Origin of the sequence: Epilithonimonas bovis DSM 19482 (assembly GCF_900108115.1) — a bacterium.
GTDB classification, from domain to species: Bacteria; Bacteroidota; Bacteroidia; order Flavobacteriales; family Weeksellaceae; genus Epilithonimonas; species Epilithonimonas bovis.
Map to the genome: position 1 here is coordinate 1 of NZ_FTPU01000013.1, position 14,381 is coordinate 14,381.

Here is a 14,381-nt window from a genome sequence, read left to right on the forward strand (position 1 = left end):
CACGGATAAAAGCACATCATACGTTGATATTTCAGATTTTGTTGAACTTCATATCACCGAAAAATCTGATAAAGAAACTACCAACGAAACCTTAAAATGGGTTCACATCACCATCAGCAATGCTAAAAGAAATCTATTGGGAAATTATCATAAAATCAAAAGAAAATATCTTCAATTGTATCTCAACGAATTTATTTACAAACTAAATCGAAGATATTTCGGAGACAAACTATTCGAAAGGCTCATTATTGCTAATATTACAGCAGTATGATTAAAAACGGATATACATAATTAGGATAATAAGCAGGAAAAAATTCTCCATTTGGTGGCAAGGCAGTTGCTGTTTTGACACCTAATTTGTTGGTAAGCAAATTATCTGTTGTTATGAAGGTCTCAATATTAAGGCTTTCAGTATTCAAACGTTTTTTTGAATAAGAAACAGCTGAACTCAATTTTATTTTTTCTTTCATCAACTTATAAATTTTCGATGTGCAATTTTCACATTAGACTGATTCACCATTGCATAATGCAAGGTCGTATCAATCTTTACGTGACCTAATAATTTCTGTACTTGTTCAATCGGCATTCCCTTATCTATCGCCATTGTAGCCAATGTTCGTCTGAATTTATGCGGATGTACTTTATTGATTTGTGTTTTCAGTCCAAGCTTTCGTAGCACATTTTCTACGCCACCAATAGAAAGTCTTTGATGCGGTTTTGATAGTGAGACAAAGAGCGCTTCATTGTCATCAGTTCGGGTTTTCAGATATTGTTTTAAGTGAATTTTGGTTCGTGCATCAAAATAAACTTCCCTTTCTTTATTTCCTTTTCCGGTTACAATACAAGAACGTTCGTGGAAATCAATGTCTTTTCGGTTGATTTTCACAAGTTCACCTACACGAATTCCTGTTGAACTAAGAATTTCAATAAGCGTAAGATCTCTTATTTCCTTACAGTTGTCTCTTAAAATTTCTATTTCTTCATCACTCAAAATTTCTTTAATAATTCTAGGCGTTTTAACTTTATGAATTCTTCTCACTGGACTTTTTAAGATGTAATCCTCATCTTCTAAAAATGAGAAAAAGCTCGAAAATATCCGGCGTATATTATCAATGGTAACTTTACTTGAATTTTTACTTTCTTGATAATCCGAAAGATAGAATCTTAGATCGTTGGTAGAAATTTCGGTAACTTTTTTACTTAGCTTTTTAAAAAGTGTATCAATTGTTGAAAAATAATATTTCAACGATTTTTCAGAGCAACCTTCTACTTTTTTTGAAGAAATAAACAAGCTGAGAATAGATTGGTTATTTTCTGTAAAATGTTGATTTTCTATATTTTGATTGGTAATTTCTACATTGTGAAAACTCTGATGAATTACCTTTTCTAACATCATCATCTGCTGAAAATTCAAAACAGTATTCATTGCACTCATAATTTCTTGTTTCACTAATTCCCTCATTGGTTGCTATTTTATTTAAAATTTAAAAAACCACAAAGAAATGGAAAACAAAAATAGCTAAAGTTGGTGGCTAAATGATAATTTAGAGCAGATGGCAAAAACGCTTTATGATTATTGGTTTGTACAATTTGATTTCCCCGATGAAAACGGAAAACCCTATAAATCAAGCGGTGGCAAGATGGTTTGGAATGAAGTTTTGAAAAGGGAAATTCCGATTGGATGGGAACTTAAAATTATTGGCGATTATTGTAAATCTAGAGGAGGCTTTGCATTTAAGTCAAGTTGGTGGACTACTTTTGGAGAATCTGTTATAAAAATTAAAGATATTCAAGAAAACTGCACATTGAATCTAAGTGATTTATCTTTAGTCAATTTAGAAGGTAAGAATATTGATGATAAATTTAAAGCTAAAGCTGGAGATATTGTTATTGCAATGACGGGAGCTACTGTTGGAAAATATGCAATTGTACCTAACACCAACAAACAACTTTATGTAAATCAACGTGTTGGTTATTTTGATTTAGGTTTGTCGCCAACTATAAAATTGCCTTATTTAATAAATTCTTTAAATCAAAAATATTTTAGAGAAGCTATTTTCACATTGGCAAGTGGAGCAGCACAACCCAATATAAGTAATGAACAAATTAATAGCATACAATTATTAATGCCGACAAATCAGTTAATTGAAAATTTTAATTCTCAATTAAAATCAAGTTACGATAAGATTTTAAATAATCAGAATGAAAACCAACAACTTAGCTCATTACGCGACTGGCTTTTACCCATGCTGATGAATGGACAGGTAAAAGTTGAGTAATTTTGTAAAATAAATTATCATTTAACTTATTAAAATTAAGTTTTTAGGGATTCCCGTATTTTTTCTAAAATGCAAAAATGTAATTTTGTGGAACTAATGAATTTTTACAGGATTCAAGAATTTAAAATAAAAAAGTAAGAATGACAGTTCAAGAATATTTAGAATTACACAATAAGTCTTATCAAGTAATAACAGAAAATTATTTTTCAGATTTTAATGGCATATTTGAAAGTGAAAAAAATAAAAATTGGCTTGTTCCTATTGAAAGTAAACTAGATAAATTAAATAGTTCACAAAGTCGTCAAGATATTCAATATGTGATAGATGTTTTAAAGTCTGATCAGGATTTTAAAGAAAGCGATACGGATAAATTAGGTGTTTTTACTTCTAAAATTAATTCCATCGTTAAAGTTGCAGATCGAATAAACAATTTTAAAGAAAATACAACTCTTGAAGATGGAGCAAAATTAAGACTCTTTAATTTATTTAATACTATAAAATCTACAACGAATTTAAGTGATTTCAATTACGTTTTGAATAAGAATCTTAATTCATTTAAGTCACATATATTTTCTGTGATCAAGCATTGTCAGAATCCATTAATGTATCCTGTTTATTATCCGTTCTGGCAAAATTTAAGTAAGCATATCTTGAAGAGCAGTGCAAATTATGATGCTATGTGTGTTTTTTATAGCACGTTTCCAAAAGAAAACAGAACTTTAGCTTTTGGTAGCTATTTTGGTACTTTAGCTAAATTGTTAATTGAAGGAATAAAAGAAGAAAAAGAGGTAAACAAGAATGAAGTTATAGTCTACCTAAAGGAAAAAGTAATTAATATAAAGGAATATGTTGATTTATTAGACAAAATAAATACTGAAACAAATGATATGAAAAAATATTGGATCTATTCACCTGGTGAAAATGCTTACAAATGGGATGGTCTTTATGAGGAAGGAATAATGGCTTTAGGTTGGGATGATTTAGGAAACTTGAATGAATATAATAATAAAAATGAGATTCAACAAAAACTAATTTCAGTTTATGATAGTAAGACAAATCGGAATAATGACGCAATTGCCAATTACGATTTTGCAAATACAATAAATGTTGGAGACATAATAATTGTAAAAAAAGGGAGATATGAACTTTTAGGTTATGGTGAAGTTATTTCTGATTATTATTTTGATGAAGAAAAAGATGATTATAAACATTGTAGAAAAGTTGACTGGAAAGCAACAGGTAATTGGGGAGTAGGTCATACTTTAGTCATGAAGACCTTGACAGACATAACAACATACAACTCTGAAAAACTAATTGGCAAGAAATATTATGAAGAACTTTTATCTATTATTAAAGGTAACTTAATTTTACCCAGTGCGAATGAAAGTAAAATTTCAAAAATACTTCAATACAAAAAACAAATCATCCTCCAAGGTCCTCCTGGAACAGGTAAGACAAGATCAGCTAAAAATATAGCATTAGAAATGTTGGGTCTTTATGATGTGAATGAACTAGGAGACAGCGAACAATTCAAACTTATTCAATTTCACCCAAGTTATACCTATGAAGATTTTGTAAGAGGAATTATTGCAAAACCAAATCCTGATGGTGAAGGGATTTTTTTTGAAGCTGAGAACAAAACTTTGGGTTTATTTGCCAAAGAGGCTTTGAAAAATTATCAACTAAGTTCTGAAAAGATTTCATCAACAAATATTGATATATGGGTGAATGACAATTTTGAAGATTTTAAAAATGAAATAGAAAAAGATGTAGAAGAAAGCGAAATTAACTTATCTGGAAATATTAATTTGTTTAAAGTAGAGGTTGATAATTTTAGATATGGTAAAGATTGGGCTTCACCTTCTAGAATTAATTTTTCGGATTTCAAAATATTAATAAAAGCAGTTCTGGAAAGTCAATTAGTGATTTCATTACAAAAGATTCCAAAAGAACTTTCTGTTCACGCACATTATCGTTATACTTATTACAATGCTTTACTGAAAAAATTCTTTGATAATTATTCTTATAATGGGGAAACTTATTCAGAAACTCGGAAAAACTACGTCCTAATAATCGATGAAATCAACCGAGCTAATCTTTCATCTGTTTTAGGAGAACTCATTTATGCTTTAGAGTACCGTGGTGAAAATGTAGAGTCTATGTACAAAGTAGGAGATTCAAACAAATTAACTCTCCCCCCAAATCTATACATTATTGGTACAATGAATACCGCAGACAGAAGTGTCGGTCATATCGACTATGCAATTAGAAGACGTTTTGCTTTCGTAGATGTGTTGCCAAAAAATTTAGAATCAGAATTAAAAGATGATTTTAAGGTTGATCTTTTTGCTAAAGTTGCGTCATTATTTATTGAAAACTATGATGTAGCTATTGATTATTCGGATGAGAATGTGGTGATGAAAAAGTCAGAATATATGACTGGAGATTTCGATCCTAAAGATGTTTGGTTGGGACATTCTTATTTTATTCAGCATTATGAAAAAAATGAGATAGGTGAAGATATTAAAGAAAAACCTGTTGATTTCAGTTTTAGAATTAGGTACGAAATAAAACCTATCCTAGAAGAATATATAAAAGATGGTATTTTGAAAGAATCGGCAAGAAGTATAATTAATTCTCTTTAATCATATATTGGAATGCTAAGAATTTCAGAACATTTTGAGTATTATCATAAAGACCATATTTCTATTTTTCAAAAAATTGAAAATTGGGAGCACTATTTTAATTTATCAACTTTAGAAGATAAAATAAATTTTGAAAACGATGAAGAAAAAAACTGTGTTTCCATTTCATTAAATAGAAATTCTGAGGGAAACCAATACTCCTGCAGTATTTCTTCGTCTTATTATATTGGTTTAGATTGTTTTCCAAATTTAGGAGCGAACATCTATATTGAACCAAAGATTAATAATGAAGAAAAACAAGTAAATTATGTTCAAATGCTTTTGGAATCATTGAAAGAACCAGAAAACTTTGAACATTTAGATGGATTAATTTCTACTAAATTCGATGAAGATTGGATTGAAATTGACAATCACTTACAACCACTTTTAACACCTTTTTTAATTGCCCAGTTTTTATCTGTTGTAAAAGATTTAGTAAAGAAGGGTTTGAAAAAATCATATTACGAAAAAGTTGAAAATTTAAACAATAGAGTTAAAGGAAAAGTATTGGTAGGACAACAAATCAAACAAAATATACTTAAAAATCGTTATACAAAAACAATTTGTAAATTTCAGGAATTTGGCTTTGACATTGAATTAAACCAATTTTTGAAATTTGTTTTATCTCGTGTTTCAATCCATTTGGAAGATTATTCGAAAAATTCAGATATATATATAAACGTAGTAGAAATTCAAAGATACTGCAATGGTGGTTTCCATCAGGTAAGCGACTATACTTTCAGTAAATTGGATCTTAAAGAGAGTAATCCGTTTTTTAAAAACTATAATCGTGCAATTCAATTAGGAAATCAAATTTTGGCGTTAAATGACTACAATATTTCTAAAAACTCCAACAAAGCAAAAACATTGCATCCGCCATTTTGGATAGATATGAGTAAGTTATTTGAATTGTTTGTATTTGGAAAACTTCGTGAGAGATACTCTTTGGAAGGAGAAGTGCAATATCATAAAAAATTCAATAAACAAGAACCAGATTTTATTCTAAATACAAATTGTGGAATAAAAGCTGTTGTAGATGCGAAGTACAAACCACGTTATTCAAATGGAAATCCCACGATGGAAGATGCACGACAATTGGCTGGCTATACCAGGTTAAATAGTGTTTACAGAGAATTGGGAATCGAGAATGATGACGTGATTTCTGCATATTTCATTTATCCCGGAAACTTAAATTTCACAGAAAAAGATCAGCACACTCAAGAAGATTTCAAAGTAAAAGAAGAAACTGAAGAAATTCCCCTTTTCGAAAGTTCATTCAGAGTTTCTTCTTCATATAAAAAAATGTATTTACAAGAAATTAATTTACTTGTGAATTAAACTTTTTAGTTTAAAGTTACATTATTAAGTTTTCGAAATCTTTAGTTAAAGTCGATCGTTCAATAATGTTTTTTAAACGAAAATGACGAATGTCTCCTTTTCTTAATAAGCAATTTGCAATGATAAAAGTTTCTTCAATTTCATCTTCGTTTTCAAATGTGCTAGTAGAGCAATTGGTTATTATTCTTTGTGTAAATCTTCCTTTTCTGTCGGTATAGTTGATTTCATAAAACTTATCTTGCTCCCAAGATAATTTTTTTATATCATTAAAGACGCTCGACGAATAATCTGGAAATTTATTTTTAGCTAAATCTGTAATTTTAAACTTCGTGGATTCAAAATCGAAATCTTGTAAATAAGCTGATTTCACTTTTTTTGAAAAATAGTCAGAATATACGATTCGTACTTTATGATTTAAAAGAATTATGTTGATGATTTCAACTAACGTATTATTAATTTGACTTTTAGGATGTCCTTCAAATGGAGTGATTTTTGGAATTTTAAATAATTTACTTCCACTCATACCCAATTGTATAATATCAATTTTTTCTTGATCAAAGATAACTTCCTCTACAATGTTAAAAGGGATAAAATCCTCGGAAAATGATTGTTTAGAAGGGTTAAACCATTTGCATTTTAATAAGAATTTGCAAGAATCTTTTTTCAAAGTACCATCTTTTGGATCTCTTCTATCTTTTAAAAATTTAGAATTTTCAACAACGTCAATTACGGTCATTACTGGCGGTAAGAAATCCATATAGGACTCAGTACGAAATTTTTCTTTATCACCTTCTTCACTCCAACTGATTTTCTTTTTCCCCAATTCTGCATCAGCAGTACTTAAAATCACTTGTTTTCCTTTATATTCTTTTTTTACAGTAGTTAATTCGGTTGGAACTTTTTTTTTACCCGCAATGTCCTCTTCTATATTCTCTTTTTCTGCACTAGTAATAGGAATTATTTCGTCAATATTAAACCAAAATTTTTCGTAATTACAATTTTTAGAGTTATAGAAAGTGCCCAAAACTTGTCCTAAAAGTTTTTCTTCATTCTCAGAATCTGGATTGAATTTATTTTGCTTTAATATTTCAGTAACTACCATAAGTGGTGGGGTCATTAAAGCATTTGCTCCAATTTTCGTCTTTTGATTTAAAGAATAAGGGTGGTTTTTTAAAGAAATAAGATCACCAATTTGTAAGTTACTCATAGTAGTTATTTAGTTTTTTATTTTCCTATATTTGATGTACTCGTAGGAAGTTGATTTTTTACATCTAGTCAGGACTACAGGACTTCGGTCTTACTGCTTTTGCAGGATTAAAGTTTATCAAGCAGGTAATCTCCAACCAAGGAGCATCCACCTGTAAAGATAGCTAATAGGATTGTAATAATTGTTTTCATTAGATAATAATTTGCAGTTGAAGTTAAATCTTCGCCTAGTTTACGAACATTACAATGACTCAGTCAATGGGTACTAGTCCGCTCTTCGGAGGTATGTAAATTTAATAATCATTATTGCTAGAACTTTCTACGGGGTTTTTATGAGAAATAATACAGACAAACCAAATTGGATGAAAACGAAGGGATATTTGCATTTGTCCCCGAGTTTACGCATCAATGAAAATTGGAAAAGTTATCAAAAGAAAATCCAAGATCCTTCTTTCATACAGAAATATGCTTTTTATCCTTTAATGCATGCGATCATTAAAGAAAGGAAATATAAAAAAGTAAATTCGGAAAAACATTTAAATGAAAAAGAGAGGACGCATAATTTCAAACTCAATGATTTCAAATTTGAAAAAACAGCAAAAAAAAGACCTCTTCATTATGCTACACATTTTGACGCTTTAATTTATGGATATTACGCCTCAATACTAAATGAATTGTATGAAACGGAATTAAAAAAAGACCTGGAACTTGATGGTTGTGTCAATGCTTACAGGAAAATTATTTTAGAAGATACAGGAAAGGGGAAGAGTACAATTCATTTTGCTAAAGACGTTTTTGATGAAATTAAAAATCGTAGCGGCGACCAAGAGGAAGTTGGCGTGCTAACTTTCGATATAGAAAGTTTTTTTTCTAGCTTAGACCATCAATTATTAGAGAAAAAGTGGAGTGATCTGTTGAATGAGGAACAATTACCTCCAGACCATAAAAATGTATTCAAATCATGTACAAAGTTCAGTTATGTTTTAAGAGATGATTTGCGAATTAGGGTGCAAAAAAGTGGTAAAAGATCTGGTTTTAATGAAAAGAAATTAGCAAAAATTAGAAGAGAAAAAGGTTTTAAAAGTTTTTTTGAGTCAAACGCTGATTTTCGAGATACTATTAAACAAGGTAAGTTAAGAATCTATAAAAATTCTTTCTATAGACAGATTGGTGAAGAAAAAATACAAGCAGGTATTCCTCAAGGATTACCGATAAGTGCCGTACTTGCAAATTTATATTTGTTGGATTTTGACAAACATATTATTGATACTGTCGTAAAGGATAAGGGTGGATTTTATAGAAGATATTCAGATGATATTATTATAGTAGCAAATGTAGATGATCTAGGAGAAATAAAGAATTATATTGAAAATCTTATTAAACAAAGTAATCTAAAAATTAGTTCTTCAAAAACCGAATCTTTCATTTTTAGAAAATCAATATACAATCAAGAACAAAAAAGTAGACTAACTTCCTTTAAGCAGGTTGAAGGTAACGAAAGGAAAGACGCCCCTTTAATATACCTTGGATTTGAATTTCGAGGATACAATACTTGTATAAAATCAACAAATATTGCTAAATTTTATAGAAGACTAATTTCTATCGTTCGACGAAGATCTAATCGAGCAAAAAGAAACAAAAACCCGAATATTCCAAAAGCAGTGTTTAAAAATCAAATTAAAAAATTATATAAAAAACCGCTACGGGATTTAGATGGGGAAAATGGAGAAATTAAACAGACTTTTCGGAATAGAACATTTCTTGTGGAAAATGAAAGAAATGAGTTTTCAATGATCGTTAAACCATCTGTAAATAAAAATAAATCAAACTATTTTAGCTATATTAAAAGGTGTGAAAAAATTTTCGATAGTAAAATTTTTTCTAAACAGCTTCGGAAAAAAGAACATTTGCTAAACACCGCTATTGCAAAGCATTTGAATAAATAAGGCTTGTTTTGAATAATCAAACTGCAGGAATTTGTCAAAAGACGAGGTGTTGCGCTAATGTATTATGATTAAAGATTTATAAACCATATTTTGTCACAAATATTTACTAAATTTGTGACAATATTAATTCATAAAAACTGTGCAAACCACTCATAATCATATAGAAACCAAGATTAAGAAATCTTCTAAGGGAAAAATATTTTTCGCAGAAGACTTTCTGAAATTTGGCTCAGCTGAGAATATTCGGCAAGTTCTGCGTCGGTTGGAAGAGCAGGGAGTTTTGGTTCGGTTGGCTCACGGAATTTATTTGGTTCCCAAGAAAGATGAGCTTTTGGGAACGGTCTATCCAAGCATCGAAGAAATTGCAAAGGAAATTGCGAAAAGAGATAAAGCCAGAATTGCACCTACGGGAGCGATGGCAATGTATTTGTTGGGACTTTCTACCCAAATTCCGCTACACGCAGTTTATCTTACAGATGGTGCGCAAAGAGAAATTAAAATAAGAAAAAGCATCATTAAATTTAAGAAAACTGCCCCAAGGAATTTGGCGGTTAAGGATGAATTACTTCAGCTCATCATTCAAGCATATAAAATAACTGGCGAGAAAAATATTTCAGAAGATTTTGAGGAAAAACTTACAGTCTATATTAAGAAAATAGACGAGAAAGTATTAATGTCTCAATTGAAATATGCACCAGTTTGGATTCAGAAAAGAATAAAAAACAGATACCTTTCATAAAAATGTGGCATCAGCAACTTACTAAAGAACAAAGAATTGAAACCTTAAATCAACTCGCTCTATCAACAGGTTATGCGCCTTTTGCGATAGAGAAAGATTGGTGGGTTTGTATGGTGTTACGCGCTGTTTTTAAATCAAAATATAAAGACCAAATTATCTTCAAGGGTGGAACTTCTTTAAGCAAAGCTTATCAAATTATCGAACGGTTTTCGGAGGATGTCGATTTAATTATTGATAAAAATTTATTAGGATTTGCAGAAGATCCAGAAACCAAAACGCAAATGAAGAAACTTCGGAAGACCGCAGGAAAATTTGTAATCTCCGAATTTAGAGAAGAATTGGTTAAACAATTGGGAGAATTAGGGATTTCTGAGAATGAATACAAAATTAAATATTCTGAAATTGTTGACGATCTTAGCGATCCAAATCACTTAGAATTAGTCTATAACAGTGTGATTCCACAAGAAAGTTATGTACAGCAAAAAGTTCTTATTGAAATGGGAGCAAGAGCAATGACAGAACCTTCGGAGAAAAAAATGGTACAATCATTTATAGAAAACCATTATAAAGATGCCCTTTTTTCATTGCCACAATTTGAAGTTTTGGTAACTGTTCCTACAAAAACATTTTTAGAGAAAATACTTCTACTTCACGAAGAATTTTCAAAACCAACAGAGAGAATTAGAAGCGAGAGAATGAGTCGTCATTTGTTCGATTTGCACCAACTTTATCATACAGAATATGGGAAAAGTGCACTAATTGATGATAGCCTTTTTGAAAGAATTGTTGATTTTAGAAAAAGAATGAATAATTCTAAGTGGATCAACTATGACAATCACAAAAAAGGTCTAATCAATATCATTCCTCCTCAAGAAATAATGAATAAATGGGAAGAAGATTACAGAATAATGCAGGGAAGTATGATTGTAGGCGAGAGTCCGAACTTCAAAACTTTAATTGAAATAATGAAGGAAATTATGGGTAAATTGAACAATTAATGAGATTCAGTAAGCTTAATGTTTAATAAATAATCTTTCACAAATTCTCTTATTTAGTATCATATTTGTACCATAAAAACATAACTAATTGATTTTCAATATCCGTTATTTTCGAAGAATAAGAATCAATTTTTCAATTTTAATCATACTCCAAAACCGGGTGAAAGAGCTTCCACTGATTTTATGGCTCAAAGAAAGCCAATGTCTGACAAAGAGTTTGAAAAATATGAAACGATGTTCCGACAGGTTCATAAAGAATTAAAAGAAGGAAAACGGAGATTAGCAGAATTTAATAATACCGAAACCAATCTTATCGAAGGGAAATTTTATTTAGTCGATGGTTTGTTAGCATATTTGGAAGTATCGAAAGCTGAAAAAATATTGAAAGAAAATACGTCTGGAGATCGAGTTCGATTAGAAGGTAGAACGGTAACGATTTTCGAAAATGGAACCAAATCGAATATGTTGTTTCGTTCTTTAGGGAAAGCCATCTTAAAAAACGGAAAATTAATTACAGATACTGCAGAAAATATTGAAGATGAACTGTGGAAAAACGCTGGAATTGTTTCAGAAGAAGATGTAAAGAGTGGTTGGATCTATATTTTAAAATCCAAATCTAGAAATTCAGAAATTTCTTCACTGAAAGATTTGTATAAAATTGGATTCTCAACTTCAAATGTTTCAGATAGAATTAAAAATGCGTCAAAAGAAGCTACTTATCTTTTTGCAGATGTAGATATGGTGGCAACTTATAAATGTTATAATTTAAACACCCAAAACTTCGAATCTTTGCTACATCGTTTTTTTGGAGAATGCTGTTTAAATGTGGATGTTTATAATGCAAAAAACAAAGAATCACCCCCAGAGAATGGTTTGTAGTTCCCCTAGAAATCATTGATGAAGTGATCAATCTTATAATTTCTGGTGAGATATTGAACTACAGCCACGATGTTAAAAATCAAAAATTAGTTTTGAAGTAATGGCTGAATATAGATTTGCACCCTTCTAAAAATTATATTTCATTAATTTCAAACGCACATTTCAATAAGAGGAAACTTTGTGACAATATTAATTTTTGAGGGATAGTTTTCATATAACATTTATTTACACAATGAAAATCCAATACTGCTCCGATCTTCACTTAGAATTTCCCGAAAACAAAAAATATCTTTTGGAAAATCCTATCATTCCCACTGCTGAAATTTTAGTTTTAGCAGGAGATATTATTCCATTTGCAATTTTAGATCAGCATCAAGAGTTTTTTGATTATTTGTCAGATCATTTTGAAATGGTTTTTTGGATTCCCGGAAACCATGAATATTATCACAGCGACATTCATCAACGAACAGGAAGTTTTGAAGAAAAAATAAGAGAGAATGTAATTTTACTAAATAATAAAGTGAAATCTTTCGGAGAAACGAAACTCATTTTTTCAACATTATGGTCTTATATTTCACCGCAGAATAAATTTGAAATTCAACAATCACTCAATGATTTTAGATTGATAAAAAATGCAGGAAAAGCTTTTGATACCAAAGCATTCACGAATTTATTTCTTGAAAATTTTAATTTTTTGAAGACTGCAATCGTAGAAGAAAAATCATTTAAGAAAGTTATTGTAACCCATCATGTTCCTACGATGTTGAATTATCCTCCTCAATACAAAGGAAGTGTTATAAATCAAGCATTCGCAACGGAATTATCAGAATTTATTGAAGAAAATGAAATTGATTATTGGCTTTATGGTCATCATCATTATAATTCTGAAATTTTTGAAATTGGAAAAACGAAACTTCTAACCAATCAACTTGGTTATGTTCGAAGTAACGAACATTTTGGTTATAGAAACGATGCAATTTTTGATATTTAATATTTAGAATAATATAAAATGAGAAAAAGACATTTTTTTAAATAATTATAAAAAATACACCCACTTAAAAATAAGTGGGTGTAAAACTGGGTGTTGTTATCGTAAATAATTGATAATCAGCACTAAATGTAGAGAGGAAGGGATTCGAACCCTCGATACAGTTACCCGTATACTACCTTTCCAGGGTAGCTCCTTCAACCACTCGGACACCTCTCTATTTGAGGTTGCAAATATAATGAAATATACCGAATACCAAAATATTATTGAAAATCTTCGGTAACTTCTCCACAGATATTCTTAATAAATGAGTCAGCAAAAGTACCCTGGTATTTGGGATTGCCCAGCAGATGCATAACCTTCGTAATGGCAGATTCTGCAGTCATATCTTTCCCGCTCACAGCACCTATTTTGCTGAATATATTACTGTTACTGTACTTTCCGAAACTAATCCCGCCCGATACACACTGGCTGATAACAATAATCTCTATGCCGCGTTTTCTCAACTGCTGTAAAACATCCATCGTCTTTTCGGAATTGAAAATAGTCCCCGAACCAAAAACCTGAAGAACAATAGCCTCGGGAGTTTTAAATTCTAACAGGGATTCAAAATTCATCCCCGGGAAAATGCGGTAAAAAATCACATTTTCATTAAGATAAGTGTCTAATTCAAAAGTACCGTTGGGCTTCCAAAGCTGATCTTTATCAATATTAAGATGCACGCCGGATTGTCCCAGAATTGGATAATTAGGACTCTGATAAGCATCAAAAAACTCCGCCGAATATTTTAAACTGCGATTACCCCGCAATAACTTATACTCAAAATAGATGGCCACTTCACGGATTACCGCTTCATCATCTTCATAATGGCTGGCATAATAAAGGCTTGTTAAGAGATTTTCTTTAGCATCAGTTCTCAAATCACCAATAGGCAACTGGGAACCTGTGAGAATTACCGGTTTGCCAAGATTTTTGAGCATAAAACTGAGTGCCGATGCAGTATATGACATCGTATCTGTACCATGCAGGATAAGGAATCCGTCATAAGCATCGTAATTGATGGTGATCCAGTCGGCAATCATACGCCACTCGCGCGGACCCATATCGGAGGAATCTACAGGATTCTCGAACGGATGCACCGATACCTCGCAGTCGAGAAGGTTCATCTCGGGAATGCGCCTGAATATGGTAGAAAAATCAAACGGGACAAGGCTCCCTGTTGTATAATCTTTTTCCATACCAATGGTGCCGCCGGTGTATATCAGGAGAACTTTTCTTTTCATATGTAGATTTATATTTTTTTGGCAAGCTCAGGATAAACAAA

The 14,381-nt window shown here is 30.8% G+C and carries 13 protein-coding genes and 1 tRNA gene; 9 read left to right on the plus strand and 5 right to left on the minus strand.

Annotated elements, in window-relative coordinates:
* Positions 1-271: transposase (locus B0B05_RS07055; protein WP_143745965.1), on the plus strand; the 271-nt coding region annotated here is incomplete at its 5' end.
* Here B0B05_RS07055 and B0B05_RS07060 read toward each other — a convergent pair.
* Both B0B05_RS07060 and xerA read right to left on the minus strand, forming a co-directional pair.
* Entirely contained in the window at positions 258-470 is a 213-nt protein-coding gene (locus B0B05_RS07060) for a hypothetical protein (protein WP_076782963.1), read from the minus strand. The genes B0B05_RS07055 and B0B05_RS07060 overlap by 14 nt on opposite strands.
* Positions 470-1,462, minus strand: a complete 993-nt coding sequence (gene xerA, locus B0B05_RS07065) for a site-specific tyrosine recombinase/integron integrase (RefSeq protein WP_076782964.1) — start codon at positions 1,460-1,462, stop codon at positions 470-472. The genes B0B05_RS07060 and xerA overlap by 1 nt, the downstream gene beginning before the upstream one ends.
* A 91-nt stretch (positions 1,463-1,553) precedes the next feature.
* On the opposite strand from xerA, the gene B0B05_RS07070 reads away from it, so the two are divergent.
* From B0B05_RS07070 to B0B05_RS07080, 3 genes are all read left to right on the plus strand, one after another.
* The gene (locus B0B05_RS07070; protein WP_076782965.1) at positions 1,554-2,279 is read left to right on the plus strand and encodes a restriction endonuclease subunit S; all 726 of its coding nucleotides are present in this window, start codon (positions 1,554-1,556) and stop codon (positions 2,277-2,279) included.
* Between the two features lie 140 nt (positions 2,280-2,419).
* Entirely contained in the window at positions 2,420-4,924 is a 2,505-nt protein-coding gene (locus B0B05_RS07075) for an AAA family ATPase (RefSeq protein ID WP_245799237.1), read from the plus strand.
* Between the two features lie 12 nt (positions 4,925-4,936).
* The gene (locus tag B0B05_RS07080; protein ID WP_076782966.1) at positions 4,937-6,301 is read left to right on the plus strand and encodes a 5-methylcytosine restriction system specificity protein McrC; all 1,365 of its coding nucleotides are present in this window, start codon (positions 4,937-4,939) and stop codon (positions 6,299-6,301) included.
* A 16-nt stretch (positions 6,302-6,317) separates the two neighbouring features.
* Here the strand turns inward: B0B05_RS07080 and B0B05_RS07085 are convergent, their stop codons facing one another.
* Positions 6,318-7,508, minus strand: coding sequence for a hypothetical protein (locus tag B0B05_RS07085; RefSeq protein WP_076782967.1), 1,191 nt, complete (start codon positions 7,506-7,508; stop codon positions 6,318-6,320).
* A gap of 361 nt (positions 7,509-7,869) precedes the next feature.
* Between B0B05_RS07085 and B0B05_RS07090 the strand changes: the two genes are divergently transcribed.
* The 5 genes from B0B05_RS07090 (at position 7,870) to B0B05_RS07110 (ending at position 13,060) form a co-directional block, all read left to right on the plus strand.
* On the plus strand, positions 7,870-9,453 hold the full coding sequence (locus B0B05_RS07090; RefSeq protein WP_245799239.1) for a reverse transcriptase domain-containing protein: 1,584 nt from the start codon (positions 7,870-7,872) through the stop codon (positions 9,451-9,453).
* A 139-nt stretch (positions 9,454-9,592) separates the two neighbouring features.
* Positions 9,593-10,192 carry a DUF6088 family protein gene (locus B0B05_RS07095; protein ID WP_076782969.1) on the plus strand — a complete coding sequence of 200 codons (600 nt, stop codon included), beginning with the start codon at positions 9,593-9,595 and terminating at the stop codon, positions 10,190-10,192.
* Entirely contained in the window at positions 10,153-11,190 is a 1,038-nt protein-coding gene (locus tag B0B05_RS07100; RefSeq protein WP_245799241.1) for a nucleotidyl transferase AbiEii/AbiGii toxin family protein, read from the plus strand. Before B0B05_RS07095 ends, B0B05_RS07100 begins: the two co-directional genes overlap by 40 nt.
* A gap of 201 nt (positions 11,191-11,391) precedes the next feature.
* Complete coding sequence (locus B0B05_RS07105; protein ID WP_076782970.1) at positions 11,392-12,069, plus strand: GIY-YIG nuclease family protein; 678 nt, start codon at positions 11,392-11,394, stop codon at positions 12,067-12,069.
* 232 nt (positions 12,070-12,301) lie between these two features.
* Positions 12,302-13,060: a metallophosphoesterase gene (locus tag B0B05_RS07110; protein ID WP_076782971.1), complete on the plus strand. Its 759-nt coding sequence runs from the start codon at positions 12,302-12,304 to the stop codon at positions 13,058-13,060.
* A gap of 129 nt (positions 13,061-13,189) precedes the next feature.
* Here B0B05_RS07110 and B0B05_RS07115 read toward each other — a convergent pair.
* Both B0B05_RS07115 and B0B05_RS07120 read right to left on the minus strand, forming a co-directional pair.
* Positions 13,190-13,276 (minus strand) — tRNA-Ser (locus tag B0B05_RS07115).
* A 44-nt stretch (positions 13,277-13,320) separates the two neighbouring features.
* Positions 13,321-14,340, minus strand: a complete 1,020-nt coding sequence (locus B0B05_RS07120) for an asparaginase (RefSeq protein ID WP_076782972.1) — start codon at positions 14,338-14,340, stop codon at positions 13,321-13,323.
* Between the last annotated feature and the right edge of the window lie 41 nt (positions 14,341-14,381).

Coding starts and splice junctions, on each gene's coding strand:
- B0B05_RS07080 (WP_076782966.1), top strand. CDS start 4,937: ATGCTAAGAATTTCAGAACATTTTGAGTATTATCATAAAGACCATATT.
- B0B05_RS07090 (WP_245799239.1), top strand. CDS start 7,870: ATGAAAACGAAGGGATATTTGCATTTGTCCCCGAGTTTACGCATCAAT.
- B0B05_RS07120 (WP_076782972.1), bottom strand. CDS start 14,340: ATGAAAAGAAAAGTTCTCCTGATATACACCGGCGGCACCATTGGTATG.
- B0B05_RS07110 (WP_076782971.1), top strand. CDS start 12,302: ATGAAAATCCAATACTGCTCCGATCTTCACTTAGAATTTCCCGAAAAC.
- xerA (WP_076782964.1), bottom strand. CDS start 1,462: ATGAGGGAATTAGTGAAACAAGAAATTATGAGTGCAATGAATACTGTT.
- B0B05_RS07105 (WP_076782970.1), top strand. CDS start 11,392: ATGTCTGACAAAGAGTTTGAAAAATATGAAACGATGTTCCGACAGGTT.
- B0B05_RS07085 (WP_076782967.1), bottom strand. CDS start 7,508: ATGAGTAACTTACAAATTGGTGATCTTATTTCTTTAAAAAACCACCCT.
- B0B05_RS07070 (WP_076782965.1), top strand. CDS start 1,554: ATGGCAAAAACGCTTTATGATTATTGGTTTGTACAATTTGATTTCCCC.
- B0B05_RS07075 (WP_245799237.1), top strand. CDS start 2,420: ATGACAGTTCAAGAATATTTAGAATTACACAATAAGTCTTATCAAGTA.
- B0B05_RS07060 (WP_076782963.1), bottom strand. CDS start 470: ATGAAAGAAAAAATAAAATTGAGTTCAGCTGTTTCTTATTCAAAAAAA.